This window comes from Streptomyces sp. NBC_00663, from assembly GCF_036226885.1.
GTDB lineage: Bacteria > Actinomycetota > Actinomycetes > Streptomycetales > Streptomycetaceae > Streptomyces.
The window spans coordinates 6506599-6530699 of record NZ_CP109027.1; the positions used below are offsets into that span (position 1 = coordinate 6506599).

Genomic DNA, 24101 nt, shown 5'->3' on the forward strand with positions numbered 1-24101 from the left:
GCACCACCATGTCGATCGACGTCAACAACGAGTCCGGAACCGAGGTCGACGAGCAGGCGATCCTCGACATCGCCCGCTACGCACTCGCGCGGATGCGCATCCACCCGCTCTCCGAGCTCTCGGTGATCGTCGTGGACACCGACGCCATGGAGCAGCTCCACATCCAGTGGATGGACCTGCCGGGTCCGACCGATGTCATGTCGTTCCCCATGGACGAGCTCAGGCCGCCCAGCAAGGACGACGAGGAGCCCCCGCAGGGGCTGCTCGGTGACATCGTGCTCTGTCCCGAGGTGGCCAAGAAGCAGGGTGAGGACGCCGAGACGCAGCACTCCATGGACGAGGAGCTCCAGCTCCTGACCGTCCATGGCGTGCTGCACCTGCTCGGCTACGACCACGAGGAGCCGGACGAGAAGGCCGAGATGTTCGGCCTCCAGGCCGCCATCGTGGACGGGTGGAGGGCGGAGAAGGGCCTGACGGGTCCGTCGCCGGCCCCGACCGTGTCATGAGCCTTCCCCTCGTCTCCGGCGCGATCGCCCTGGTCGTCGTCGCCTGGCTCGCCGCCTGCGCGGAGGCGGGCCTCGCGCGTGTCTCCAGCTTCCGCGCCGAGGAGGCCGTCCGTGGCGGCCGGCGCGGCAGCGCCAAACTCGCGCAGATCGCCGCCGACCCGACCCGCTATCTCAACGTGGCGCTGCTGGTCCGTGTCGCCTGCGAGATGGCGGCGGCCGCGATGGTCACGTACGCCTGCCTCCAGGAGTTCGACGGCACGACCCAGGCCCTGCTCGTCGCGATCGGCGTCATGGTCCTGGTGTCGTACGTCGCCGTCGGGGTCTCCCCGCGGACCATCGGCCGCCAGCACCCGCTGAACACCGCGACGGCGGCGGCGTACGTCCTGCTGCCGCTCGCGAGGATCATGGGCCCGATCCCCAACCTGCTGATCCTCATCGGCAACGCGCTCACCCCCGGCAAGGGCTTCCGCCGCGGCCCCTTCGCCTCCGAGGCGGAGCTGCGCGCGCTGGTCGACCTCGCCGAGAAGGAGTCGCTGATCGAGGACGACGAGCGCCGCATGGTGCACTCCGTCTTCGAGCTCGGCGACACCCTCGTGCGGGAGGTCATGGTGCCGCGCACCGATCTCGTCGTCATCGAGCGCTACAAGACGATCCGTCAGGCCCTCACCCTCGCCCTGCGGTCCGGCTTCTCGCGCATACCGGTGACCGGGGAGAGCGAGGACGACATCGTCGGGATCGTGTATCTGAAGGACCTGGTCCGCAAGACGCACATCAGCCGGGACGCGGAGAGCGAGCTGATCTCCACGGCCATGCGGCCCGCCGTGTTCGTGCCCGACACCAAGAACGCCGGCGACCTGCTGCGTGAGATGCAGCGGGACCGCAACCACGTCGCCGTCGTCATCGACGAGTACGGCGGCACGGCCGGCATCGTCACCATCGAGGACATCCTCGAGGAGATCGTCGGCGAGATCACCGACGAGTACGACCGTGAACTGCCGCCGGTGAAGGAGCTGGGCGACGACCGCTTCCGGGTCACCGCCCGCCTCGACATCACCGACCTGGGTGAGCTGTACGGCCTCGACGAGTACGACGACGAGGACGTGGAGACCGTGGGCGGGCTCCTCGCGAAGGCGCTCGGGCGCGTGCCCATCGCCGGCGCCTCCGCCGTCGTGGAACTGCCCGACGAGCGGTCGCTGCGGCTGACCGCGGAGGCCGCGGCCGGACGGCGGAACAAGATCGTGACCGTGCTGGTGGAGCCCGTCGAGGTCCCGAAGGAGGACGAGTGACCCCGAAGCAGCTGCGCACCCTCTGCCTGTCCTTCAACGAGGCCGTCGAGGACTTCCCCTTCGCGCCGGACATCTCCGTCTTCAAGGTGCTGGGCAAGATGTTCGCGCTGTCCTGGCTGGACAACCGCCCGCTGACGGTGAACCTCAAGTGCGACCCGGAGGACGCGGTCCGGCTCCGGGGCGAGTACGAGGGCCTGATCATCCCCGGCTACCACATGAACAAGCGCCACTGGAACACCGTCACGGTCGACGGCGAGCTCCCGGACCGGCTGGTCCGGGAGCTCGTGGAGGACTCGTACGACCTGGTCGTGGCCGGCCTACCGCGCGCCGAGCGCCTCCGCCTCGACCGCCCCTGAACCGCGGGTTCGCAGGCCTACGGCGATCAGCGCTGCGGTGAGCAGGACGACCGTTGCGTCGATCGCGACGACCGTGCGGACCCCGGAGAGCAGGTCACCGGTGGTCGTCGCCAGGACGCCCAGCAGCGGGATGCCGATCGTGATGCCGACCTGCTGGGTGGAGGTGACCAGGCCGGTCGCCAGGCCCTGCTCCTCGTCCGGCACGCCCGAGGTGACGGTCAGGCCGTACGAGATGATCGCGCCGAGGTGGAACATGCTGGCCAGCGAGACCGCCGCGACGGCCAGCCAGACCGAGGCGTTGCCCGCCCCGAGGCCGAGCAGCGCGGCGACCAGGACGCCCTGGCCGGTGAGGGAGACGACCAGCGTGCGGCGGGCGCCGCCGAGCAGGCCGATGACCCTCGGGGTGTACACGCCCGCCACCACCGACAGCACACCCTGCGCACCGAAGACGAGGCCCGTCTCGAAGGCCGACAGGTGCAGGACCTCCTGGAGGTACAGGGTCAGCACGAAGACGATCGTCGACATCATCGAGAAGGTGACCAGACCGCCCACGTTGCCCCAGGCCACCGTGCGGCGGCGCAGCATCGGCAGGGACACCAGCGGGGCCGCGGCGCGGGACTCGACGAGCACGAACGCCGTGAGCAGGACGAGACCGGCGGCCAGGGTGACGAGGACGTCCGTGCGGGCGAAGCCGTGGTCGGCGGCCGTCGACAGGGCGTAGATCAGCGACAGCAGACCGCCGGTGACGGTGATCGCGCCGGGGATGTCCAGACGGGGGCGGTCCGGGGTGCGCGACTCCGGCAGCAGACCGGGGGCGAGCGGCAGGACGAGCAGCGCGAACAGGGTCAGCAGGCCCATCGTGGAGCGCCAGCCGAAGGCGTCGGTGAGGCCGCCGCCCGCCACCATGCCGACGGTGTAGCCGAGGGACAGCAGCGTGCCCGAGATGCCGAGCGCACGGTCGCGGGCCGGGCCCTCGGGGAACGTCGTGGTGAGCAGGGACATGCCGGTCGGCACGATGGCCGCCGCGCCCACGCCTTGCAGCGCGCGTCCGGCGAGGAACGACGCCGGGTCCCAGGCGAACGTCGCCAGCAGTGAGGCCGCGCCGAACAGGGCGAGGCCGGTGAGGAACAGCTTGCGGCGGCCGTACAGGTCGCCGATCCGGCCGAAGAGGAGCAGGAAGCCGCCGGAGGGCAGCGCGAACGCGGTGACCGCCCATTGCAGTGCGGACTGGCTCATGCCGAGGTCCGCGCCGAGGACGGGCAGGGCGACGTTCAGGACGGAGAAGTCGAGGGCGACCATGAACTGGGCCGCGCACAGGACGAAGAGAACGAGCTTGTCGCGGTGCGAGAGCCGTGGCGCGGGAACGGTGCCGGTCTTGGTGGGGGTGGTCGTGGGTGCGGTGTCGATCGCCATGGGCAAGAGCCTCGTGGCTGCGGAATAGCCTTGGGGAGACGGAAGTTGTCCTGGTGGTGGCACCACCAGGCATCGGCGGCGGTACGAGGGGGACGAGTTCGTGGTGGCGGAGGCTGTCGAGCGGCGGCAGGAGCTGCGCGAGTTTCTGATGAGCCGGCGGGCCCGGGTCTCGCCGGCCGAGGCGGGACTGCCCGACGGCGGGGCGCGGCGCCGGACGCCGGGGCTGCGGCGCGAGGAGGTCGCGGTGCTGGCCGGGGTGGGCGCGTCCTGGTACCAGTGGCTGGAGCAGGGCCGGGACATCTCGGTCTCGCCGCAGGTCGTGGACTCCGTGGCGCGCGTGCTGCGGCTGAGCGGCGCCGAGCGACGCCACCTCTACGTCCTCGCCGGGCTCAACCCGCCGGTGCCCGAGGTGGAGCCGGACCGGCGGGACATGTGCGACGGGCTGCGGCGGATGATCGACGCGTGGATGCCGTATCCGGCGCACATCATGGACCTCTACTACAACTGCGTGCTCTACAACGACGCCGCCGCGATGGTCCTCGGGATGCGGCCCGGCATCACGCAGAACTGTCTCGTCGACTTCTTCACCGACTCGATGTACCGGTCCCGTTCCAAGAGCTGGGAGCAGAACGCGCGCACGGTGGTGGCCCAGTTCCGGGCGGCCTCGGCCGCGCGCCCCGGCGACGAGGGGTTCCAGCAGGTGCTGGCGGAGGTGTCGGAGGCGAGCGAGGAGTTCGTCGCGCTCTGGAAGGAGCGGGACATCGAGGACGCCGGGCAGATCCGCAAGGAACTGGAGCATCCGGTGGTGGGGCTGCTTCAGGTCGAGTCGAGCGTGCTGAAGATGCCGGTGCGGCCGGATCTGTCGATCGTGCTGCACACGCCGATGGACGAGGTGACGGCGCAGAAGCTGGAGTGGCTGGCGTCGCCGGAGGGGCGGCGGGGCGCGATGTACCCGGTGGCCGGGTGAGCTCCGGCGGGATGCGGGTACGTATCCTCGGCTCATGACCGACAGCACGCTTGATCCCGAGGACCGCAAGATCGTGACCCTGGCCCGTTCCGCGCGGGCGCGCAACGGGGTGCCCGAGGGGGCGGCGGTACGGGACGACACCGGCCGTACGTATGTGGCGGGGACCGTGGCGCTGGACTCGTTGCAGTTGAGCGCGTTGCAGACGGCTGTGGCGATGGCGGTGGCTTCCGGGGCGAAGTCGTTGGAGGCGGCGGCGGTGGTGACGGCGGCGGAGACGGTTTCGGTCGCGGACCGGGCCGCGGTGCGGGATCTTGGCGGGGCGTCGACGCCGGTGCTGCTGGCGGGGCCGGACGGGGTGGTCCGGGGGACTGTGACGGCGGGCTGAGCGAGGCGGGCCGGCGCTGCCTCTGCGGGTCGGCCGGAATTGAACCTTGCCGTGTTCAGTCTCTCGCGCATCAATGGAACCGATAGTTCCGACGGTCCGTCAGGTTTTCACCCCGCCACCCCCCACGCGGCGCGTCCCGCACCACGCCCCGCAGGCGGGCCGTTCGGGCATCTCCCGTCCATCCCCACATGGCAGTTTCCCGATATGGGAAGGGAGTCGGAACCCCATGAGAGGCAAACGAACAGCGACAGGTGCGGCACTGGTGACCGGGGCGTTCGCGGTCGCCGGGCTGGTGTTCGCGCCCGCCGCCCTGGCCGTCAGCCCCGGCAGCGCGACCATCAACGCCGACTGCGGCAGCTTCGGCAGTGGTGAAGCCACCATCAGCGCCACGCAGGACGGCACCGCCGCGACCATGACCGTCAACTCCTCGGCCATCACCGCACCGATCGGCCTGTCCGAGGACTCGATCACCTCGACCCTCACTCTGGTGAACGCCTCCGGCGGCACCAGGTCCTTCACCGCCACCGAGAACCCGGCGATGGCCGCCGGCGACCCCGTGCAGGTCGGCCCGCTCCCCGGTGTCGTGGCCTCCGGCGACAGCCTTGAGGCCTACGGCGGCTCGCTCACGATGACGGTCTTCGGGATCACCATCACCTGCACGGCGACCGCGGCACAGTCGCCCGGACCGTTCGTGTTCGACTGAGAATCGCGCAAACATCGCTGATGGGCCGTCAGTTCCATTGCGCTGTACAGGAACTGACGGTTCATCAGTTCATGGCTCAATCTCCATTGACTTCTCACGCGATCCCCACATCAATGCCCCCAACTGAGTCACCAGAGAGGGGGCACTCCCCAATGGATCCGACATCACGAAGACGCCGCTGGGCCGCACTGCTCGGAGCGGGCGCGCTGGCGGTCGCCGCGTCGAGCGGTCTGGCCGGTCCGGCCGCCGCGGCGAGCAACGTCGACTTCGCCACCCACTGCATCCCGCCCGCCGTCGCCGGCATCCCGCCCATCGACGGCACCACGACCGCGCTCATCACGGTCGACAACGCCGCCCCGAAGGTCGGCGACACCGTCACCGTGACCTACACCGTGGTCAAGCCCGCGGCCAGCAACCCCACCGCGATCAGCCTGCCGGCCGACATCATGACGCCGTCCGGGAAGGTCACCCTCGGCGGGGCGCAGACCGGCGACGTGACCGTCGTCGGGCCGAAGAAGAACGATCCGGTCGCGGGCAACGCCCCGTTCCCGTCGTTCAGCATGACCGGCACCTTCACCGTCACCACCGCCGGGGCCATCACCCTCTCGCCCGGCGACTACAACATCCACACCAGCTACATCCTGGAGCTGGACACCCCCTGCACCGTCACCAACCCGCCCGCCCCGGTCTCCGAGACCGTCACGGCGAGTCCGGCCACCCAGCCCAACACCCGTGCCATCACGCTCGGTTCGGCCTCCGGCGACCCCGGTGACAGCGTCACCGTCAGCGGCAGCAACTTCACCCCGGGCGCGACCGTCACCCTTGCCGGACGCTCCGGTTCCAGCCAGACCGCGGACACCGCGACCGTGACGGCGGACGGCAACGGTGCATTCAGTGGTTCGCTCGTCGTCAGCGACAAGACCACCACCGGTGTCGTCGCCTACGAAGGGGCGAGCTGGACCGATGCCTCCGGTGCCGGGCCCGCCGCCTACACCGTCATCGACAACACCCCCGTTCCCGACAACGCCCAGAAGATCAGCACCACGGTGAAGGCGGGCACCCTGTCCATGACCCAGGCCGGGGACACCGTCTCCCTGGGCGCGGTCGACTACGGCAAGGGCGGCGCCTCGGGCGGCGACCTGAACACCGTGAGCGTCAAGGACTTCCGTGGCGGTGTCGCGGGCTGGTCCCTGACCGGCAAGGTCACCGACTTCACCGGTCCCGGCGCCAAGATCGATGCCGGGGCGCTCAGCTGGACCCCCGCCTGCACCACCAAGGCGGGCAGCCCCAGCACCTGCCAGGCCGGTTCCGCGGGCGCCGTGGGCTCGGCCGGGGCGACCCTCGCGTCCGCTCCCAACGGCACGCTCACCGGCGGTGAGTTCACCGTGGACGCGAAACTCTCCCTGAACGTACCGGCGTTCACGCCTCCGGGCACCTACTCCGGCGTCCTCACCCTCACGCTCAGCTGACCGTACGGGCGTCCGCACCCGCCCGAACGCTCCGCTGGTGGTGCCGTCTTTCGTCTGCGGCTCCGTCGTGGCTGGTCGCGCAGTTCCCCGCGCCCCTCAGGGGCGCTGCCGGACCGCGTCAGGCTTCGCCGGGCCCGCTCAGTCCCCGTGGGGGTCCGCACCCATGCGCCGAATGCTTCACGCCCTTGTCCTCGGGTTCTTTCTCGCCGCCCTCGCCCCGTCCGCACACGCCGCCGACAACGGCAGCTGGTCCGTGTACCCGCTTTCGTCGAAGGTCGCCGTACGCCCCTACTTCTATCTCTCCGCCGACCCCGGGCAGACGATCACCGACAAGGTCGTCGTCGCCAACAAGACGGGGAAGCCGCTGACGTTCCGGCTGTATGCCGCCGACGCCTACAACACCGCCCGTGACGGGGGGTTCGCCGTGCGGACGGTGCGGGAGACGATGCGGGGCGTGGGGGTGTGGGCCAGGCCCGCGCGGTCCCGGGTCACCGTCCCCGCGCACCGCAAGGTCACCGTGCCCTTCACGATGCGGGTGCCCGAGGGCGCCGAACCCGGCGATCACGCCGGTGCGATCGTGGCGCTGGACGAGCGGATCGACCGGGGCGACGGTTCCGTGGCGCTCGGCGTCCAGCGGGCCGTCGCCGCCCGCGTCTATCTGCGGGTCGGCGGCCCGACGCTCCCGGCGATCTCCGTCGAGGACGTCCGGGTCGGCCACCACCAGCCGCTGGTGCCGGGACTGGGCGACAGCGGCGCGACGATCTCGTACACCCTGCACAACACCGGCAACGTCACCCTGAACCCGAAGGTGGAACTGCGCGCGACGGGCCTTTTCGGCCGTACGCTCCTCGCCCGCGACCTGACCAGGATCCCCTCCGAACTGCTCCCCGGGCAGAGCGTCCGGCTGACCGAGCCGTGGCGCGGCGCGCCCCAGCTGGACTGGGGCGAGGTGACGCTCACGGCGAGCGCGAAGGACACCCGCGAGTCGGCGGGCGCCTCCTTCTTCGCGCTGCCGTGGCTGCTGGCGGCGGTGTTGCTGGTGGTCGTGGTGGTGGGGGTCGTACTCGTGATCAGAGCGCGTCGGGGCCGCGTTCGCCCGTCCGCACGCGTACGACCGTCTCGACCGGCAGGGCCCAGACCTTTCCGTCCCCGATCTTCCCCGTCTGCGCGGCCTTGACGATCGCGTCGATGACGGCGTCGGAGTCGGCGTCCCCGACGACGACCTCGATGCGGACCTTCGGGACCAGGTCGACCTGGTACTCGGCGCCGCGGTACACCTCGGTGTGGCCGCGCTGGCGGCCGTAGCCGCTGGCCTCGCTCACGGTCAGGCCGTGGATGCCCAGCTCCTGGAGGGCGGTCTTCACCTCGTCGAGGCGGTAGGGCTTGACGATCGCGGTGATGAGCTTCATGCCTGGGTCTTGGCCTTCTGGGCGGAGTGGACGGAGGACGCGCTGACCGGGGCGCCATGGCCCAGGACGCCGTGATCGTATGCGGTCTCGGCGTGCACCGTAAGGTCCAGGCCGGTGTGCTCCTGCTCCTCGCTCGCACGGAAGCCGATCGTACGGTCGAGCAGCTTGCCGATGCCGTACGTCATGAGGAAGGCGTACGCCCCCACGGCGACCACGGCCACCAGCTGCTTGCCGAGCTGGGTGAGGCCGCCGCCGTACAGCAGACCCTCGGTGCCGCCGGTCATCTCCTCGACCGCGAAGACGCCGATGAGGAGGGTGCCGACGACGCCGCCGACCAGGTGGACGCCCACGACGTCCAGCGAGTCGTCGTAGTTGAACCTGAACTTCCAGCTCACGGCGTAGGAGCAGATCACGCCCGCGGCGAGGCCGACGACGAGGGCGCCGAGGAGGGAGACCGAGCCGCAGGACGGGGTGATCGCGACCAGGCCCGCGACCGCGCCGGACGCGGCGCCCAGTGTGGTGGGGTGGCCGTCGCGCTTCTGCTCCACGAACAGCCAGCCCAGCAGGCCGGTGCAGCCGGCCGCGAGGGTGTTGAGGAAGGCCGCCGCGGCGAGGCCGTTCGCGCCGAGCGCCGAGCCCGCGTTGAAGCCGAACCAGCCGAACCAGAGGAGTCCGGCGCCCAGCACGACCATCGGGAGGTTGTGCGGACGCATCGCGTCCTTCTTGAAGCCGAGCCGCGGGCCGAGCACCAGACAGAGGGCGAGGCCCGAGGCGCCGGAGGTGATCTCGACCGGCAGACCGCCCGCGAAGTCCAGCGCGCCCAGCTTGTCGAGGATCCAGCCGCCGGGGCCCCAGACCCAGTGGGTGACGGGAACGTATACGAGGAGCGCCCAGACCGGGACGAAGACCAGCCACGCCCCGAACTTCGCGCGGTCCGCGATCGCGCCGCTGACCAGGGCCGCCGTGATGATCGCGAAGGTGAGCTGGAAGGTGGCGAAGAGCAGGGTGGGGACCGTGCCCTGGACGCTGTCGGGGCCGAGGCCCGCCATGCCGATGTGGTCGAGGTCGCCGATGAGGCCGCCGCCCACGTCGTCGCCGAAGGCGAGCGAGTATCCGGCGGCCAGCCACACCACCGTCACCAGCGCGATCGACACGAAGCTCATCATCAGCATGTTGAGGACGCTCTTCGTGCGGACCATGCCGCCGTAGAACAGGGCCAGGCCCGGGGTCATCAGCAGGACGAGGGCGGTGGCGGCGAGCAGCCAGGCGGTGTCGCCGGTGTCGATGTGCGCGGCGGCGAGGGTCACGGTGGTCTCCAACGAGGTGGGGGCTCGTCAGAGGGTCACCGGCGTGCGTTTCCGGATGTGTACGGGGGTGTTTCGGCGAGGTTTCGTTGCGTGAGGGTTTCCGAAAGCTCACGTGCGGGGTGGTGATCGGTCTGTTGTACGGCAGGGCTCTGTGGATCAGGGAGAATGGGCGCCATGAGCGTTCGTAGTCAGTCATCCGAGCCGTCCGGGGCTCCCCACCGCGCCGGCTTCGCCTGCTTCGTTGGCCGCCCCAACGCGGGCAAGTCCACCCTCACGAACGCTCTGGTCGGGCAGAAGGTGGCGATCACCGCCGACCAGCCGCAGACGACCCGGCACACGGTGCGCGGGATCGTGCACCGGCCGGACGCCCAGCTGATCCTGGTGGACACCCCGGGGCTGCACAAGCCGCGCACGCTGCTGGGCGAGCGGCTGAACGACGTGGTCCGTACGACCTGGGCCGAGGTCGACGTGATCGGCTTCTGCCTCCCCGCGAACGAGAAGCTCGGCCCCGGTGACCGCTTCATCGCCAAGGAACTGGCCGGGATCAAGAAGTCCCCGAAGGTCGCCATCGTCACCAAGACGGACCTCGTCGACTCGAAGACCCTCGCCGAGCAGCTCATCGCGATCGACCAGCTCGGCAAGGAGCTCGGCATCGAGTGGGCGGAGATCGTCCCGGTGTCGGCGACCGCGAACAAGCAGGTCGACCTGCTGGCGGACCTGCTGATCCCGATGCTGCCGGAGGGGCCGGCGCTCTACCCCGAGGGTGACCTCACCGACGAGCCCGAGCAGGTGATGATCGCGGAGCTGATCCGCGAGGCGGCGCTGGAGGGTGTGCGCGACGAGCTGCCGCACTCCATCGCGGTCGTCGTCGAGGAGATGCTCCCCCGCGAGGACCGCCCCGCCGACAAGCCCCTCCTCGACATCCATGCCTTCGTCTACATCGAGCGGCCCAGCCAGAAGGGCATCATCATCGGCCCGAAGGGCCAGCGGCTGAAGCAGGTCGGCATCAAGTCCCGCAAGCAGATCGAGGCCCTGCTGGGCACCCCTGTGTTCCTGGACCTTCACGTGAAGGTGGCGAAGGACTGGCAGCGGGATCCTCGGCAGCTGCGGAAGCTGGGCTTCTGACCGCTTCCGATTGCTTCCGATTGCTTCTGAGCGACCCGCGGCGGCTACGGCGTCCGGGCTGCTGACGGTGACAGGTCCTGGAGGCCCACCACCCTCAGCAGCCGCAGGCGTTCGTAGGCCTCGGTGCCCGGGCGGGCCGAGTGGACGATCAGGAGGTGGTGGTGTTCGTGGCTGAGCATCACCTCGCAGTCGAGGTCCAGGAGGCCCACCAGGGGGTGCAGGAAGCGTTTTGTCGCTCGCTTGCGCAGCGACACCTCGTGTTCTTGCCAGAGGGCGGCGAACTCGTCGCTCGCGGCGCGTAGTTCGGCGACCAGGGCCGCCGGTCCCGGGTCGTCGGGGCGGGACGCCGTCACCGCTCGGAGCGTCGAGACGTGGGTCCGGGCGTGGGCCGGCAGGTCCTCCGCCGGGAACAGGTCACGTGCCGTCGGGTCCAGGAAGAAGCGGCGGGTGAGGTTGCGGTCCCGGTGGGGGCGGGACATCACGTCGCCCACCAGGGCCTTCGCCATCGCGTTCTGGGCCAGGACATCGCCGTAGTCGTTCAGCACCTGCGCCGGTGTGTCGTGGAGGCGGTCGAGGATCAGCAGGAGGCCGGGGCGGACGTGGGCCGAAGCCGTCTCCCGGCGTGGGGGTTCCTCGCCCACCAGATGGAACAGGTGGTCCTGCTCGGCATCCGTCAGACGCAGCGCGCGGGACAGCGCCGTCAGCATCTGGCGGGACGGGCGCGGGCCCCGGGACTGTTCCAGACGCGTGTAGTAGTCCACCGACATGCCCGCCAGCGACGCCACCTCCTCCCTCCGCAGGCCCGGCGTACGCCGTCTCGCCCCCGGTGTCAGGCCCACGTCCGACGGGGTGAGGCGGGCGCGGCCACGGCGGAGGAAGTCCGCCAGTTCGGATCGGTTCACCCCTCAAGCGTGCGTCAGCCCGCCCGGCTTATCCAGGGACTGCCGATCCCCCGATCGACGGGTCTCTCCCGGCGCCACCGGCCCTGCCCAAGGCTGGTCGGGACGAGAGGAACACATCCCCATGGGAGACAGGGCAGACATGACAGGCACGGCAGGCACGACAGACATGGCGTTGACCTTGGTCACCGGTACGACCGGACAGGTCGGGCGGCGGTTCGTGCCCCGGCTGCTGGCGCAGGCCAGGGGCGGGGAGCGGATCCGGGTCCTGGTGCGGGACGCCGCCCGCGGTGAGCGTTTCGCCGATCTCGGCGCCGACGTCGTCGTCGGCGACCTCCGCGACACCGACACCCTCGGCAAGGCCGTCGCCGGTGTCGACGCCGTGGTCAACGTCGCGGCCTCCTTCCGCGGCGTCCCGGACGACGAGGCGTGGGCGGTCAACCGGGATGCGGCCGTCGAGCTGGGCCGCGCCGCGCAGGCGGCCGGGGTGCGGAGGTTCGTGCAGGTCAGCACCGGGATCGTGTACGGCCTCGGGCGTGGGCGGCCGTTGACCGAGGACGACGAGACGCTGCCCGGCGGCCCCATGTGGGGCGCCTACGGCGAGTCCAAGGCCGCGGCGGAGCGGGAACTGCTCGCGATGGACGGGCTGGACGTACGGGTCGCCCGGCTGCCCTTCGTCTACGGCGAAGGCGATCCGCATCTCGCCCAGTCCCTGATGTGGGCCGGGAACTGGGCCGCGGCCCAGCGGCTCCAGATGGGCCATCACGCGGACGTCGCCCAGGGCCTGCTGCGCATCCTGCGTGCCCGCGGCATCGCCGGCCGCGTCTACAACATCGCCGACGACGCCCCCGTCACCGCCGTCGAACTGCACCAGCTCAACGGCGTCGAGATCCCCGCCGAGCTGTACACCCGCACCGATCCCGACCCCTGGTACATCATCACGTCCACCGACCGCATCCGCCGCGAGCTGGGCTACCGCCCCCTCTTCCCGTCGGTGTACGCCGCCCGCGACGCCGGAGCCCTCTAGGCGCCCCCTAGTCCACGCTCCTGATCCGCCCCACCAGCACCGACCCCGCCAGCCCGATCACCGCCGCCACCAGATACAGCACCCGGTAGCCGCCGAGGTGCGTCACGATCGGGGCGGCGACGGCGGGGGCGGCGACCTGGGGGAGGGCGTTGGCGACGTTGATGACGCCGAGGTCCTTGCCCCGGTCCAGGGCCTTCGGCAGGACGTCCGTCATCAGGGCGAAGTCGACCGACATGAACACCCCGAGGGCCAGGCCCAGCAGGGCCGCCACGACGATCGCGCCCGGCCAGGTCTGCCAGGCGGCGAGCAGTGCCGTGGCCGCCGCCATCAGCGCCCCTGACCACCGTACGAACGGTTTGCGGCGGCCCAGCCGGTCCGACCAGACGCCGCCCACCACCACCGTGGCCAGCAGCGTCACGCTGTTCACCGCGGTGAGGATCAGGACGCCCCGCTCCGGGTCGTCGTAGTGGAGCCGGTCCCGGAGGTAGTAGAGGAGGTAGAGGATCACCAGCGCGTTGCTGAGGTTGATCAGGAAGCGGGTCAGCCAGGCCCAGCCGAAGTCCGGGTAGCGGCGCGGGCTCAGCCAGAAGCCGCGGACGAAGGAACGCCCGTGCCACGGCGGGCGGTCCGCCGGCGCCAGCCGCAGGTCGGGGTGGCGGAGGACGTACGGCAGCACCCCCGCCATCGTGAACACCGCGCAGGCCGCATATCCCGCCGCGATCCCGCCCGCCGCCGTCGCCAGTCCCGTACCCGCGACCGCGCCCAGGATCTGCGCCGCCCCCAACCAGCCGCCCACCACGCCCCGTTGCGGACGCGGCACCCGGTCCGGCACCGCCGCCGTCACCGCCGCGAACGAGGCGTTCAGGGTGAGCTGGACCAGGCACCAGCCCAGCGTCATCAGCCACAGCCCGCCCGCCCCCGCTAGCAGCAGCAGGGACAGGGCACCGCCCGCCGTTCCCGCCACGATCCACGGCGTACGGCGGCCCCGGCGGGCCGTGGTCCGGTCCGACAGGGCGCCGAAGAACGGGTTCGCCGCCAGGGACACCACCGCGCCCGCGCCGGTCACCCACGCCAGCAGCGTCTCCTTCGACATCCCGGTGCCGGGTGCGAAGTCCTCCGCCTGCCGGGCCAGCAGGATCTGTAGCGGGCCGTACCAGCCCACCCAGATCGCCACGTTGGCCAGCGACAGCGCGGCCGTCCAGCCCCGGCCGACCCGTTCGACGGGCTCGTCCAGGGCCGCCGACGTCATCCCTGGGCCCGCAACAGGGACTGGAACCAGGTGTACGAGTCCTTCCTCGTCCTCTCCTGCGTCGTGAAGTCCACGTGCACCAGGCCGAACTGCTGGGCGTACCCCTCGGCCCACTCGAAGTTGTCCATCAACGACCACACGAAGTACCCACGGACGTCGACCCCGGCCTCCAACGCCCGGTGCAGGGCCCGCACATGGCCGTCCAGGTAGTCGATCCTGGCGCGGTCGTGGACACCCTCGTACGAGCAGCCGTTCTCGGTGATGACCACGGGCGGCAGCCGGTCGCCGTAGCGCTCGCGGAAGGTGGTGAGGAGCTCCGTCAGGCCCTCCGGGACCACCGGCCAGCCGAAGTCCGTGACCGGGACATCCTCGATCTCCTGCACGGAGAAGGGGAGTTCGGCCGGGATCGTCAGCCCGCCGAACGCGATGTCGGCGCCCTGCGGGGCACCCACCCGGGTCGGGGCGTAGTAGTTGACGCCGTAGAAGTCCAGGGACTCCGAGATGACCTTCAGGTCGGCCGCGACATCGCCCGGCATCAACTCGCCCAGCCCGTCCGGGTATTCGCCCAACAGGATCGGCTCGGCGAACAGACGGTTCAGCAGCAGGTCGTAGAACGCCGCCGCCTCCAGGTCCGGCTGCTCCCGCGAGGCCGGCCAGGTCGGGCCGTGCGAGTTGGCGATGCCGATGTCCGTGGCGCCGGACGCGCGCAGGGCCTGGACGCCCAGACCGTGCGCGAGGAGCAGATGGTGGGCGACCGGGAGCGCGTCGAACATCAGCCGCTTGCCCGGGGCGTGCGCGCCCAGCGCATGGCCGAACAGGGTGTGTTCGGCGGGCTCGTTGATCGTGATCCACTTCTTCACCCGGTCACCGAGCCGCTCGGCGACGACCTGGACGTACTCGGCGTACCGCGCCGCGGTGTCCCGCTCCAGCCAGTCAAGGGCGACCGGCAGGTCCCAGTGGAAGAGGGTCGGCACCGGGCGGATGCCCGCCGCGCAGAGCTCGTCGACCAGGCGGTCGTAGAAGTCCAGCCCGCCGGGGGAGTTCACCCGCGGCCAGGAGACCGAGAAGCGGTACGCGTCCACGCCCAGGTCGGCCAGGAGCGCCACGTCCTCGCGGTAGCGGTGGTAGTGGTCGCAGGCCGTCTCCGCCGTCGAGCCGTCCTTCACCCGGCCCGGCTCGGCCGTGAACGCGTCCCACACGGAGGGCTCGCGCAGGTCCGCCGCGCCCTCGATCTGATGGGCCGAGGTCGAGACGCCCCACAGGAAGTCGGAGGGGAACGTGGGTATCGCGTTGGTCGCCATGGGCGGGATCATCCTTACCGCCGGTAAGGGAAGTCAACGCCCAAGCCTGAACTGCCGGTCACGCTCCCTCCTTGAGCACCCGCGAGATCAGCCCGCGCTGCTCCTCGGTGAGCCGGGGGTCGGCCGCGTAGACCGTCCTCCCGTCGACCGTGATCTCGTAGCTGAACCCGTCGGGGACCCCGACGGGCGGGGTGTGCCGCCCGTCGGTGATCGCCTTCTCGGCCAGGGCCCGCCATTCGTGAGCGTCGGGCCGCCCCGAGGTGTCCACCTCGGCGCTGCGCTCGATGCCCGCGAATCCGCCCGTACGCCTCACTCGAATACGCATGGATCTCTTCTAGTACGGAACGCCGGCGTACGGAACTACGCCGTGCGCACCCCGACCTGCTCCCATGCCTTCAGCACGGCCTGAAGCTCCTCGCCCTCCTGGTAGCGGGCCTTGGCCGCCGCCACCGTCAGGGTCGCGAAGTCCGTGAACAGGGCGTCCTTCTTCAGCTCGCCGCCGGTCAGGACGTCGTACCAGATCTGTCCCGCCCGCTCCCAGGCATGGCCGCCGAGGGTGGTGGCGGCGAGGTAGAAGGCGTGGTTGGGGATGCCGGAGTTGATGTGGACGCCGCCGTTGTCGCGGCCGGTGCGGACGAAGTCGTCCATGGTCGCGGGCTGCGGGTCCTTGCCGAGGACGTCGTCGTCGTACGCCGTGCCCGGCTCCTTCATGGAGCGCAGGGCCTTGCCCGTGACGCGCGGGGCGAGGAGACCGGCGCCGATCAGCCAGTCGGCCTCGGCGGCGGTCTGGCCGAGCGTGTACTGCTTGATGAGGGAGCCGAAGACATCGGACATCGACTCGTTGAGCGCGCCGGGCTGGCCGAAGTAGGACAGGTTGGCGGTGTGCTGTGTGACGCCGTGGGTGAGCTCGTGGCCGATGACGTCGATCGGGATGGTGAAGTCGAGGAAGATCTCGCCGTCCCCGTCGCCGAACACCATCTGCTCGCCGTTCCAGAAGGCGTTGTTGTAGTCCCTGTCGTAGTGGACCGTCGCGTCGAGCGGGAGGCCGTTCGCGTCGATGGAGTCGCGCTCGTACGCCTTCAGGTAGAGCTCGAAGGTGGCGCCGAGGCCCGCGTAGGCGCGGTTGACCGTGGCGTCCTTGCCGGGTTCCGAGCCCTCGGCGCGGACCTTCTTGCCGGGCAGCTCGGTGCGGTGCCGGGCGTCGTAGAGGGTGCGGTGCGGCTTCCCGGCCTCCGCGCCGGGCGGCGCGGCGACGGAGGGGGCGCCGACGACCGTGGTCAGCCGGCGGTGGGTGCGCTCGAAGGCGTCGCGCTCCAGGGTCCTGCGGGCGGGATCGGCGAGCGCGGGATCCTCGGCCCGGGCGAGCCTGTCGAGGACGTGAGGCGGTACGACGGTGCAGAAGACGGGCTCGAAGCCCCCGTTGGTCTTCGTCATGCCCGGCACCCTTGCACTGTGTTATGCCGGTGTCACTACCCGCAACCATGATTGGTGAAATATGCGGACAGCGGGGCGCACGCTCCGTGACGAAGTGGTATGACGAAGTGGCGTGGCGCACTTTTTGTCCGGTTCTCTGTTATTCGTCCCCCGGGTCCCGCATGCTGATACAGCGCCCCGCATCCGAACCGGCTCGGCTAGCATGCTTCGCATCATGCGTTTCGGGCTGCTTCTTCTTAGCTGCCGCGGCGAGGGCCTGTAGTCCAGGTCGACTCCCTCCCCGCGGAGCTTCGCGTTGCGTCGTCGGCCGTCCTTCCGGACATCCTGAGGAGCCCCCGCATCATGGCGAACCGCCAGCAGCCCAGCACCATGCCGATCCACAAGTACGGCCAGTACGAGCAGGTCGACATCGCGGACCGCACCTGGCCGAACAACCGGATCACCGCCGCCCCCCGCTGGCTCTCCACCGACCTGCGTGACGGCAACCAGGCCCTGATCGACCCCATGTCGCCCGAGCGCAAGCGCCGGATGTTCGACCAGCTGGTCAAGATGGGCTACAAGGAGATCGAGGTCGGCTTCCCGGCCTCCGGCCAGACGGACTTCGACTTCGTACGCTCGATCATCGAGGAGCCGGGCGCGATCCCGGACGACGTCACCATCTCCGTACTGACCCAGGCCCGCGAGGACCTGATCGAGCGGACCGTCGAGTCGCTGAAGGGCGCCAAGCGGGCGACCGTCCACCTGTACAACGCCACCGCTCCCGTCTTCCGTCGCGTGGTCTTCCGCGGCTCCAAGGACGACATCAAGCAGATCGCCGTCGACGGCACCCGCCTGGTGATGGAGTACGCCGAGAAGCTGCTGGGCCCCGAGACCGAGTTCGGCTACCAGTACAGCCCGGAGATCTTCACCGACACCGAGCTGGACTTCGCCCTGGAGGTCTGCGAGGCGGTCATGGACGTCTACCAGCCGGGTCCGGGCCGCGAGATCATCCTCAACCTGCCCGCCACGGTGGAGCGTTCGACGCCGTCCACGCACGCGGACCGCTTCGAGTGGATGAGCCGCAACCTCTCCCGCCGCGAGCACGTGGTCATCTCCGTCCACCCGCACAACGACCGCGGTACGGCGGTGGCGGCGGCCGAGCTGGCGCTGATGGCCGGCGCCGACCGCGTCGAGGGCTGTCTGTTCGGGCAGGGCGAGCGCACCGGCAACGTCGACCTGGTCACCCTGGGCATGAACCTGTTCTCCCAGGGCGTCGACCCGCAGATCGACTTCTCCGACATCGACGAGATCCGTCGTACGTGGGAGTACTGCAACCAGATGGAGGTCCACCCGCGCCACCCGTACGTGGGCGACCTGGTCTACACGTCCTTCTCCGGCTCCCACCAGGACGCCATCAAGAAGGGCTTCGACGCGATGGAGGCCGACGCGGCCGCCAAGGGCGTCACCGTCGACGACATCGAGTGGGCGGTGCCGTACCTGCCGATCGACCCGAAGGACGTCGGCCGCTCCTACGAGGCGGTCATCCGGGTCAACTCGCAGTCCGGCAAGGGCGGTATCGCGTACGTCCTGAAGAACGACCACAAGCTGGACCTGCCGCGTCGGATGCAGATCGAGTTCTCCAAGCTCATCCAGGCCAAGACGGACGCCGAGGGCGGCGAGGTCACCGGCGGTGACATCTGGAACGTCTTCCAGGACGAGTACCTGCCGAACCCCGAGAACCCGTGGGGCCGTATCCAGGTCAAGAACGGGCAGTCGACCACCGACACGGACGGCGTGGACACGCTGAAGGTGGAGGCGACGGTCGATGGTGTCGACACCGTTCTGACCGGTACCGGCAACGGTCCGATCTCGGCCTTCTTCGACGCGCTGGCCAAGGTCGACATCGATGCGCGGCTGCTGGACTATCAGGAGCACACGATGAGCGAGGGTGCGTCCGCGCAGGCCGCGTCGTACATCGAATGCGCGATCGACGGCCAGGTTCTGTGGGGAATCGGCATCGATGCGAACACGACACGTGCGTCGCTGAAGGCGGTTGTGTCCGCTGTCAACAGGGCTGCGCGCTAAGAGGGTGCCGCGCGGGGTTGTGTTTCGGCTGCGGGTTCGTCGTGGCTGGTCGCGCAGTTCCCCGCGCCCCTGAAAAGCCTCCATCGCACCCCGTGCTCTCAGGCCCCGTCCGCTGTGTCTCGCGGGCGGGGCCCGTGTGTTTCCGGCCATCTCGCTGTGCAGGTCACGGAAAGGTCTCGTCCAGGGTGCTGACTGGGCCTGCCTGATGTGGCTAACATCACGCCAGCGCGGCGATGTTGCCGCGCGGTTACGCGGAGGTGTGACGTGCTGCCAGGACGGGGACGAAACGACCGTGCCGCCAGGCCTGCGCGCATGCTGGGCACGCGTACCGCGTGGACGCCCGTGGGCGACGGGGAGTTCTTCTGCCCCGGCTGCGGCGGGGACCGCAACTACCAGCGGCTGACCGGCCGGCGCCGCTTCACCCTCCTCGGTGTCCCGGTCCTGCCGCGCGGCGAGACCGGGCCGGTCGTCGAATGCGCCGCCTGTCGCCGCCACTTCGGCACCGACATCCTCGACCATCCGACCACCACCCGCTTCTCCGCGATGCTCCGCGACGCCGTCCACACCGTCGCCCTCGCGGTCCTCGCCGCGGGCGGCACCTGTTCGCGTACGGCCCTGGAGGCGGCCGCGTCCACGGTCCGTGCCGCCGGGTTCGACGACTGCACAGAGGACCAGCTCGGCGCGCTGGTGGAGGCGCTGGCCGCCGACACCGGGCGGGTCTTCGGCGAACCCTGCGGCGCGGGGCTGGCCATAGAGCTGCATGAGGCGCTCGATCCGCTGGCCCCGCATCTCGCACCGGCCGGGCGGGAATCGATCCTGCTCCAGGGGGCGCGCATAGCGCTCGCCGACGGCCCCTACACCCCGGCCGAGCGGGACGCGCTGGCCACGGTGGGGGCCGCCCTCACCATCTGCGCGGACGACGTGACGCGGCTGCTGGCGGCGGCGCGTACACCGTCGTAGGACCTTGATCACCGCGATTACTCCCCAGGGAGTAGTCGCAGGTGTGTGCCGCCCTCCGGAGTAACCCCCAACTCGCCCTCCCGCCCGACGAATCCGCCCCCGCCCGCCGGGAGTCTGGACACGACCCAGACACCCGACCGGAGGGAGGCCCGTCGATGAGGGCCGCAAGGACATCTTCATCGCGACGGCGTGCCGTGCCCTGGGTGCTGCTCGGGCTCTGGATCGCCGTGCTGGCGTTCGCCTCGCCGTTCGCCGCCAAGCTCGCCGACGTCCAGCGGGACCGGGCCGTCGACTATCTGCCCGGCAGCGCCGACTCCACGCAGGTCGCGAAGATCCAGGACCGGCTGCCCGGCGGCGAGGCCACCGAGATGGTCGTCGTCTACCACCGCGACAGCGGACTGACCGCCGCCGACAAGGCGACCGCCGCCGAACAGATCGAGCGGATCGCCGGCGCCCACCAGCTCACCGGCCGGCCGCAGGGCGTCCCGTCCAAGGACGGCACCACCCTGATGTACCCGGTGGCGAGCACCGAGCCGGGCACCGACGAGAAGGCGCGCGACGCCCTCGTCAACGACGTACGGGACATCGCGCACGACGACGGCGGGATGAGCGTCGACGTGGGCGGCGCGGGAGCCCTCCAGACCGACGCGGCCGAGGTGTACAACGCGCTCGGCGGACCGCTGCTCTACACCACGGCCGGGGTCGTCGCGCTGCTGCTGATCCTGATCTACCGCAGCCCGGTCCTGTGGCTGGTGCCGCTCGCCGTCGCGGGCCTCGCCGACTATCTGTCGATGGCCGTGGCGTACGGCCTCCACCAGTGGTTCGGCACCGCCGTGACCGGCGCCGGCTCCGGCATCATGACGATCCTCGTGTTCGGCGCGGGCACCGACTACGCGCTGCTGCTCGTCTCCCGCTACCGCGAGGAGCTGCGGCGCTTCGAGCGGCCGTACGACGCGATGGCCGCCGCGCTCAAGGGCTGCGGCCCGGCCGTGCTGGCCTCGTCCGGCACGGTCGCCGCGGGCCTGCTCTGCCTGCTCGCCGCCGACCTCAACTCCAGCCGCGGCATGGGCCCGCTCGGCACGGTCGGCATCCTGTGCGCACTGGCCGCGATGCTGACCCTGCTGCCCGCCCTCCTCGTGCTGCTCGGCCGCCGGGTCTTCTGGCCGCTCGTGCCGCGCTACGGCAGCACCCCCAAGGCCCGCCGGTCCCTGTTCGCCGCGATGGGCAGTTCGGCCGGGCGCCGCCCCCTGACCGTCCTCGCGGCCGGCGCGGTCCTGCTCGGCGCGCTGGCGCTCGGGGCGCTGAACCTGCCCGGCGCCCTCAAGCAGGAGGACTCCTTCACCACCAGGCCCGACGCGGTCGCCGCCATGGAGACGCTGGCCAGGGCCTACCCTGAGCAGGGCACCCAGCCGCTCACCGTCCTCGCCCCCACCGACCGGACCGACACCGTGCTCGGCGAGGTCCGGGACACCCCCGGCGTCGCCACGGCGGAGCGCGGACGCAGCGGCGACGGCTGGACGGAGATCTCGGTCGTCGCCACCTCCGCACCCCAGTCGGCGGGCGAGACGGCGACCATCGAGGCCCTGCGCGACCGACTCGACGACGCGCTGGTCGGCGGAGCCAGCGCCCAGCAGCTCGACCTCGCGGACACCAACGCCCGCGACCGCATGATCGTCGTACCGCTCGTCCTCGTCTCGGTCCTGCTGATCCTGATCGTGCTGCTGCGGTCGGTGGTCGCGCCGCTGCTCCTGGTCGGCGCCGTGGTCGCGGTCTGGGGCGCGGCGCTCGGCATCGGCGGACTCGTCTTCGGCCCGGTGTTCGGCTTCGAGGGCACCGACCCGGGGCTCGGCCTGCTCTCCTTCGTCTTCCTGGTGGCCCTCGGCGTCGACTACGGCATCTTCCTGATGCACCGGATGCGGGAGGAGTCCCTCCAGGGCACGGAGCCGGTGGCGGCGGCCCTGACCGCGCTGCGCACGACGGGCGGGGTCATCGCCTCGGCGGGCCTGGTCCTCGCGGCGACCTTCGCGGTGCTCACCAACATGCCGCTGGTCAGCCTCGTCGAGCTGGGCTTCGTCATCGCCGTCGGTGTCCTGCTCGACACCTTCCTGGTCCGCACCTATCTGGTCACCAGCGCCGCCGTCGCGCTGCGCCGCAGGGTGTGGTGGCCGGGCGCCCTGTCCCGCGAGCCCGCGGCGCCGACCCCGCCGAGGGAACCGGAGCCCGTGGCGGTGGTGACGCACTGAACGGCACCGACCGGCGCCCCTCCTCTCCCGGAGGGGCGCCGTTCCGGCGGAGGATGGGCCCCATGCATCTCACCACGGTCCCGGTGCGGCCACGCCTGGGCGAACGCGTCGTGGCGGCGCTCACCCGCGACCCCAGGACCGCGCCGCACGCCACCCGCAACGACGCGGTGCTGGCGGCCGTACTCGCCGTACTCGCCGCGATCCTCGCGGCCTTCACCGACACCCTCCGCCACCCCGACGCCCTGGGCTGGACGCTGCTGATCGCCGCCCATGTGCCGCTGGTGTGGCGCAGGCGGCGACCGCTGCTCGTGCTCGCCGCGGTGGTGGTGCTCGTCATCCCGTACCACGCTCTCGACAACAACCACGGCGCGCCCGTCCCCGCCTCGCTCGTCGCGCTGTACACGGTCACCGTCACCCAGCGCCCCCTCCGCTCGATCCTGGTCGGCGCCGCGGGCCTCGCCGTCTCCCTGACCGTGATGCTCACCTTCGGCGAGCACAAACAGGCGGCCGACCTGGTGCGCACCTACGGCTGGGTGCTCGCCGTCCTCTTCATCGGCATCGACGTCCGCTACTACCGCCAGTACGTCGCTTCCCTCGTCGAACGCGCCGAACGCGCCGAACGCACCCGCGAGGAGGAGGCGCGCCGCCGGGTCGCCGAGGAACGCCTGCGCATCGCCCGCGACCTGCACGACCTCCTCGCCCACACCATCACCCTGATCGGCGTCCAGACCTCGGTGGCCGCGCACGTCCTGTCCGCCGACCCCGAACGCCTGGACCGCGAGACGATCGCCAAGGCCCTCAACGACATCGCCGACACCTGCCGCACCGCCCGCGGCGAGTTGCGTACGACGCTGGAGGTGCTGCGCGAACAGGGCGCCGCCGCCGCGGAGACACGCGGCCCGCTGCCCGGCCTCGACGGCGTCCCCGACCTGGTGGAGGCGGCCCGGCTGGCAGGCGCACGGGTCACCCAGACCGTACGGACCGGCGAGACCCCGCCCGCCGTGGGCGCCGCGGCCTACCGCATCGTGCAGGAGGCCCTGACGAACGCGGTGCGGCACGCGGGGGCGGAGCCGGCGGTGCGGGTGGAGGTGTACGAGGAGCAGGGCGCTCTCCGGCTGGCCGTCACGGACGACGGGGCGGGCGCCACCGGCTCCGGGAGTTCCTCGGCCGGCGGCTTCGGGCTGGTCGGGATGCGGGAGAGGGCCCGCAGCGTGGGTGGCACACTCGACGCGGGGCCACGGGCCGGAGGCGGCTTCGAGGTGACGGCGGTGCTGCCGCTCAGGGGTGCTCTGGAGGGGGCCGGATGACGATCCGCGTACTGCTGGCGGACGACCAGAGGCTCGTACGGGCCGCGTTCGCGATGCTCGTCGAGTCGGCGGGGGACATGGAGGTCGTGGGCGAGGCGGGCACCGGCCGGGAGGCGGTGGAACTGGCCCGGGGCTCGCGTGCGGACCTGATCGTGATGGACATCCGGATGCCGGACCTGGACGGCATCGAGGCGACCCGGCTGATCGCGGCGGATCCCGACCTGGCCGGGGTGAAGGTGCTGGTCCTCACGACCTACGACACCGACGAGAACATCGTGGAGGCGCTCCGGGCGGGGGCGTCGGGATTCCTGGTGAAGGACACCAGACCGGCGGAGATGCTGGAGGCGATCCGGACGGTGGCGGCGGGGGAGTCACTGCTGTCGCCGGGGCCGACGGCGCGGTTGATCGCACGGCTGCTGAGCAGCCCGACAGCCACGGCCCCCACGTCGGGCGGGCCGGAGTGCCTGTCCGAGCGGGAGCGGGAAGTGCTGATGCTGGTGGGCCGGGGACTCAACAACACCGAGATCGGCGACGCGCTGGGCTTGAGCCCGCTGACCGCGAAGACCCATGTCAGCCGGATCATGGGCAAGTTGGGGGCCAGGGACCGGGCACAGCTGGTGATCGTGGCGTACGAGTCCGGGATGGTTACACCCGGGACACTCCCGACGAGGCCCGCCCAGTAGCCACCCCC

Annotated in this window: 23 protein-coding genes; 15 read left to right on the forward strand and 8 right to left on the reverse strand. The window is 71.1% G+C overall.

Annotated features, from left to right (window positions below):
• Positions 1–8 precede the first annotated feature (8 nt).
• Genes ybeY through OG866_RS29685 form a run of 3 tightly spaced genes read left to right on the forward strand, consistent with a single transcriptional unit; the run spans position 9 to position 2148 of the window.
• Entirely contained in the window at positions 9–506 is a 498-nt protein-coding gene (gene ybeY, locus OG866_RS29675) for an rRNA maturation RNase YbeY (protein WP_329339398.1), read from the forward strand.
• Positions 503–1792 (forward strand): hemolysin family protein, encoded by a 1290-nt coding sequence (locus OG866_RS29680; protein WP_329339400.1) that lies wholly within the window; start codon positions 503–505, stop codon positions 1790–1792. The genes ybeY and OG866_RS29680 overlap by 4 nt, the downstream gene beginning before the upstream one ends.
• Complete coding sequence (locus OG866_RS29685; RefSeq protein WP_329339402.1) at positions 1789–2148, forward strand: MmcQ/YjbR family DNA-binding protein; 360 nt, start codon at positions 1789–1791, stop codon at positions 2146–2148. Before OG866_RS29680 ends, OG866_RS29685 begins: the two co-directional genes overlap by 4 nt.
• Here the strand turns inward: OG866_RS29685 and OG866_RS29690 are convergent.
• Positions 2110–3561, reverse strand: coding sequence for an MFS transporter (locus OG866_RS29690; RefSeq protein WP_329339403.1), 1452 nt, complete (start codon positions 3559–3561; stop codon positions 2110–2112). The two genes, OG866_RS29685 and OG866_RS29690, sit on opposite strands and share 39 nt — an antisense overlap.
• Before the next feature lie 148 nt (positions 3562–3709).
• Here OG866_RS29690 and OG866_RS29695 point away from each other — a divergent pair, with 148 nt between their 5' ends.
• The 5 genes from OG866_RS29695 (at position 3710) to OG866_RS29715 (ending at position 8262) form a co-directional block, all read left to right on the forward strand.
• A complete protein-coding gene (locus OG866_RS29695; RefSeq protein ID WP_329344359.1) occupies positions 3710–4528 on the forward strand; it encodes a helix-turn-helix transcriptional regulator in 819 nt (272 codons plus the stop codon).
• A 34-nt stretch (positions 4529–4562) separates the two neighbouring features.
• Positions 4563–4913 (forward strand): cytidine deaminase, encoded by a 351-nt coding sequence (locus OG866_RS29700; RefSeq protein ID WP_329339404.1) that lies wholly within the window; start codon positions 4563–4565, stop codon positions 4911–4913.
• 226 nt (positions 4914–5139) lie between these two features.
• Positions 5140–5616, forward strand: coding sequence for a hypothetical protein (locus OG866_RS29705; RefSeq protein ID WP_329339406.1), 477 nt, complete (start codon positions 5140–5142; stop codon positions 5614–5616).
• Positions 5617–5768: 152 nt separating this feature from the next.
• Entirely contained in the window at positions 5769–7085 is a 1317-nt protein-coding gene (locus OG866_RS29710) for a beta-xylosidase (RefSeq protein ID WP_329339407.1), read from the forward strand.
• 163 nt (positions 7086–7248) lie between these two features.
• The gene (locus OG866_RS29715; protein WP_329339408.1) at positions 7249–8262 is read left to right on the forward strand and encodes a WxL protein peptidoglycan domain-containing protein; all 1014 of its coding nucleotides are present in this window, start codon (positions 7249–7251) and stop codon (positions 8260–8262) included.
• On the opposite strand, the gene OG866_RS29720 is transcribed toward OG866_RS29715, so the two are convergent.
• Together OG866_RS29720 and OG866_RS29725 are read right to left on the reverse strand one after the other, a co-directional pair.
• The gene (locus OG866_RS29720; protein WP_329339409.1) at positions 8156–8494 is read right to left on the reverse strand and encodes a P-II family nitrogen regulator; all 339 of its coding nucleotides are present in this window, start codon (positions 8492–8494) and stop codon (positions 8156–8158) included. The two genes, OG866_RS29715 and OG866_RS29720, sit on opposite strands and share 107 nt — an antisense overlap.
• Positions 8491–9801: an ammonium transporter gene (locus tag OG866_RS29725; protein WP_329344361.1), complete on the reverse strand. Its 1311-nt coding sequence runs from the start codon at positions 9799–9801 to the stop codon at positions 8491–8493. The genes OG866_RS29720 and OG866_RS29725 overlap by 4 nt, the downstream gene beginning before the upstream one ends.
• 174 nt (positions 9802–9975) lie before the next feature.
• Between OG866_RS29725 and era the strand changes: the two genes are divergently transcribed.
• Positions 9976–10926: a GTPase Era gene (gene era, locus OG866_RS29730; protein ID WP_329339410.1), complete on the forward strand. Its 951-nt coding sequence runs from the start codon at positions 9976–9978 to the stop codon at positions 10924–10926.
• 44 nt (positions 10927–10970) lie between these two features.
• Here the strand turns inward: era and OG866_RS29735 are convergent, their stop codons facing one another.
• A complete protein-coding gene (locus OG866_RS29735; protein ID WP_329339411.1) occupies positions 10971–11828 on the reverse strand; it encodes a helix-turn-helix transcriptional regulator in 858 nt (285 codons plus the stop codon).
• A 166-nt stretch (positions 11829–11994) separates the two neighbouring features.
• Between OG866_RS29735 and OG866_RS29740 the strand changes: the two genes are divergently transcribed.
• Complete coding sequence (locus tag OG866_RS29740) at positions 11995–12852, forward strand: NAD-dependent epimerase/dehydratase family protein (RefSeq protein ID WP_329344362.1); 858 nt, start codon at positions 11995–11997, stop codon at positions 12850–12852.
• A gap of 7 nt (positions 12853–12859) precedes the next feature.
• Here OG866_RS29740 and OG866_RS29745 read toward each other — a convergent pair whose 3' ends face one another.
• Genes OG866_RS29745 through OG866_RS29760 form a run of 4 tightly spaced genes read right to left on the reverse strand, consistent with a single transcriptional unit; the run spans position 12860 to position 16836 of the window.
• Entirely contained in the window at positions 12860–14101 is a 1242-nt protein-coding gene (locus OG866_RS29745) for an MFS transporter (protein WP_329339412.1), read from the reverse strand.
• Positions 14098–15414, reverse strand: a complete 1317-nt coding sequence (locus OG866_RS29750; protein WP_443063582.1) for a GH1 family beta-glucosidase — start codon at positions 15412–15414, stop codon at positions 14098–14100. Before OG866_RS29750 ends, OG866_RS29745 begins: the two co-directional genes overlap by 4 nt.
• A gap of 46 nt (positions 15415–15460) precedes the next feature.
• On the reverse strand, positions 15461–15727 hold the full coding sequence (locus OG866_RS29755) for a protealysin inhibitor emfourin (RefSeq protein ID WP_329339416.1): 267 nt from the start codon (positions 15725–15727) through the stop codon (positions 15461–15463).
• A 35-nt stretch (positions 15728–15762) separates the two neighbouring features.
• On the reverse strand, positions 15763–16836 hold the full coding sequence (locus OG866_RS29760) for a M4 family metallopeptidase (RefSeq protein ID WP_329339418.1): 1074 nt from the start codon (positions 16834–16836) through the stop codon (positions 15763–15765).
• Positions 16837–17178: 342 nt separating this feature from the next.
• Between OG866_RS29760 and leuA the strand changes: the two genes are divergently transcribed.
• From leuA to OG866_RS29785, 5 genes are all read left to right on the forward strand, one after another.
• On the forward strand, positions 17179–18900 hold the full coding sequence (gene leuA / locus OG866_RS29765; RefSeq protein ID WP_329339420.1) for a 2-isopropylmalate synthase: 1722 nt from the start codon (positions 17179–17181) through the stop codon (positions 18898–18900).
• A 264-nt stretch (positions 18901–19164) separates the two neighbouring features.
• On the forward strand, positions 19165–19860 hold the full coding sequence (locus tag OG866_RS29770; RefSeq protein ID WP_329339421.1) for a tellurite resistance TerB family protein: 696 nt from the start codon (positions 19165–19167) through the stop codon (positions 19858–19860).
• Between the two features lie 155 nt (positions 19861–20015).
• Positions 20016–22103 carry an MMPL family transporter gene (locus OG866_RS29775; RefSeq protein ID WP_329339423.1) on the forward strand — a complete coding sequence of 696 codons (2088 nt, stop codon included), beginning with the start codon at positions 20016–20018 and terminating at the stop codon, positions 22101–22103.
• A gap of 53 nt (positions 22104–22156) precedes the next feature.
• The gene (locus OG866_RS29780) at positions 22157–23410 is read left to right on the forward strand and encodes a sensor histidine kinase (RefSeq protein WP_443063583.1); all 1254 of its coding nucleotides are present in this window, start codon (positions 22157–22159) and stop codon (positions 23408–23410) included.
• A complete protein-coding gene (locus tag OG866_RS29785; RefSeq protein WP_329339426.1) occupies positions 23407–24093 on the forward strand; it encodes a response regulator transcription factor in 687 nt (228 codons plus the stop codon). The genes OG866_RS29780 and OG866_RS29785 overlap by 4 nt, the downstream gene beginning before the upstream one ends.
• The last annotated feature ends 8 nt before the right edge of the window (positions 24094–24101 follow it).

Bases quoted from the DNA above. Each gene is read 5' to 3' on its own strand.
- ybeY (WP_329339398.1), top strand. From the start codon at position 9: ATGTCGATCGACGTCAACAACGAGTCCGGAACCGAGGTCGACGAGCAG.
- OG866_RS29680 (WP_329339400.1), top strand. From the start codon at position 503: ATGAGCCTTCCCCTCGTCTCCGGCGCGATCGCCCTGGTCGTCGTCGCC.
- OG866_RS29690 (WP_329339403.1), bottom strand. From the start codon at position 3,561: ATGGCGATCGACACCGCACCCACGACCACCCCCACCAAGACCGGCACC.
- OG866_RS29695 (WP_329344359.1), top strand. From the start codon at position 3,710: ATGAGCCGGCGGGCCCGGGTCTCGCCGGCCGAGGCGGGACTGCCCGAC.
- OG866_RS29700 (WP_329339404.1), top strand. From the start codon at position 4,563: ATGACCGACAGCACGCTTGATCCCGAGGACCGCAAGATCGTGACCCTG.
- OG866_RS29705 (WP_329339406.1), top strand. From the start codon at position 5,140: ATGAGAGGCAAACGAACAGCGACAGGTGCGGCACTGGTGACCGGGGCG.
- OG866_RS29710 (WP_329339407.1), top strand. From the start codon at position 5,769: ATGGATCCGACATCACGAAGACGCCGCTGGGCCGCACTGCTCGGAGCG.
- OG866_RS29715 (WP_329339408.1), top strand. From the start codon at position 7,249: ATGCGCCGAATGCTTCACGCCCTTGTCCTCGGGTTCTTTCTCGCCGCC.
- OG866_RS29720 (WP_329339409.1), bottom strand. From the start codon at position 8,494: ATGAAGCTCATCACCGCGATCGTCAAGCCCTACCGCCTCGACGAGGTG.
- era (WP_329339410.1), top strand. From the start codon at position 9,976: ATGAGCGTTCGTAGTCAGTCATCCGAGCCGTCCGGGGCTCCCCACCGC.
- OG866_RS29740 (WP_329344362.1), top strand. From the start codon at position 11,995: ATGGCGTTGACCTTGGTCACCGGTACGACCGGACAGGTCGGGCGGCGG.
- OG866_RS29745 (WP_329339412.1), bottom strand. From the start codon at position 14,101: ATGACGTCGGCGGCCCTGGACGAGCCCGTCGAACGGGTCGGCCGGGGC.
- OG866_RS29750 (WP_443063582.1), bottom strand. From the start codon at position 15,414: ATGATCCCGCCCATGGCGACCAACGCGATACCCACGTTCCCCTCCGAC.
- OG866_RS29755 (WP_329339416.1), bottom strand. From the start codon at position 15,727: ATGCGTATTCGAGTGAGGCGTACGGGCGGATTCGCGGGCATCGAGCGC.
- OG866_RS29760 (WP_329339418.1), bottom strand. From the start codon at position 16,836: ATGACGAAGACCAACGGGGGCTTCGAGCCCGTCTTCTGCACCGTCGTA.
- leuA (WP_329339420.1), top strand. From the start codon at position 17,179: ATGGCGAACCGCCAGCAGCCCAGCACCATGCCGATCCACAAGTACGGC.
- OG866_RS29775 (WP_329339423.1), top strand. From the start codon at position 20,016: ATGAGGGCCGCAAGGACATCTTCATCGCGACGGCGTGCCGTGCCCTGG.
- OG866_RS29780 (WP_443063583.1), top strand. From the start codon at position 22,157: ATGGGCCCCATGCATCTCACCACGGTCCCGGTGCGGCCACGCCTGGGC.
- OG866_RS29785 (WP_329339426.1), top strand. From the start codon at position 23,407: ATGACGATCCGCGTACTGCTGGCGGACGACCAGAGGCTCGTACGGGCC.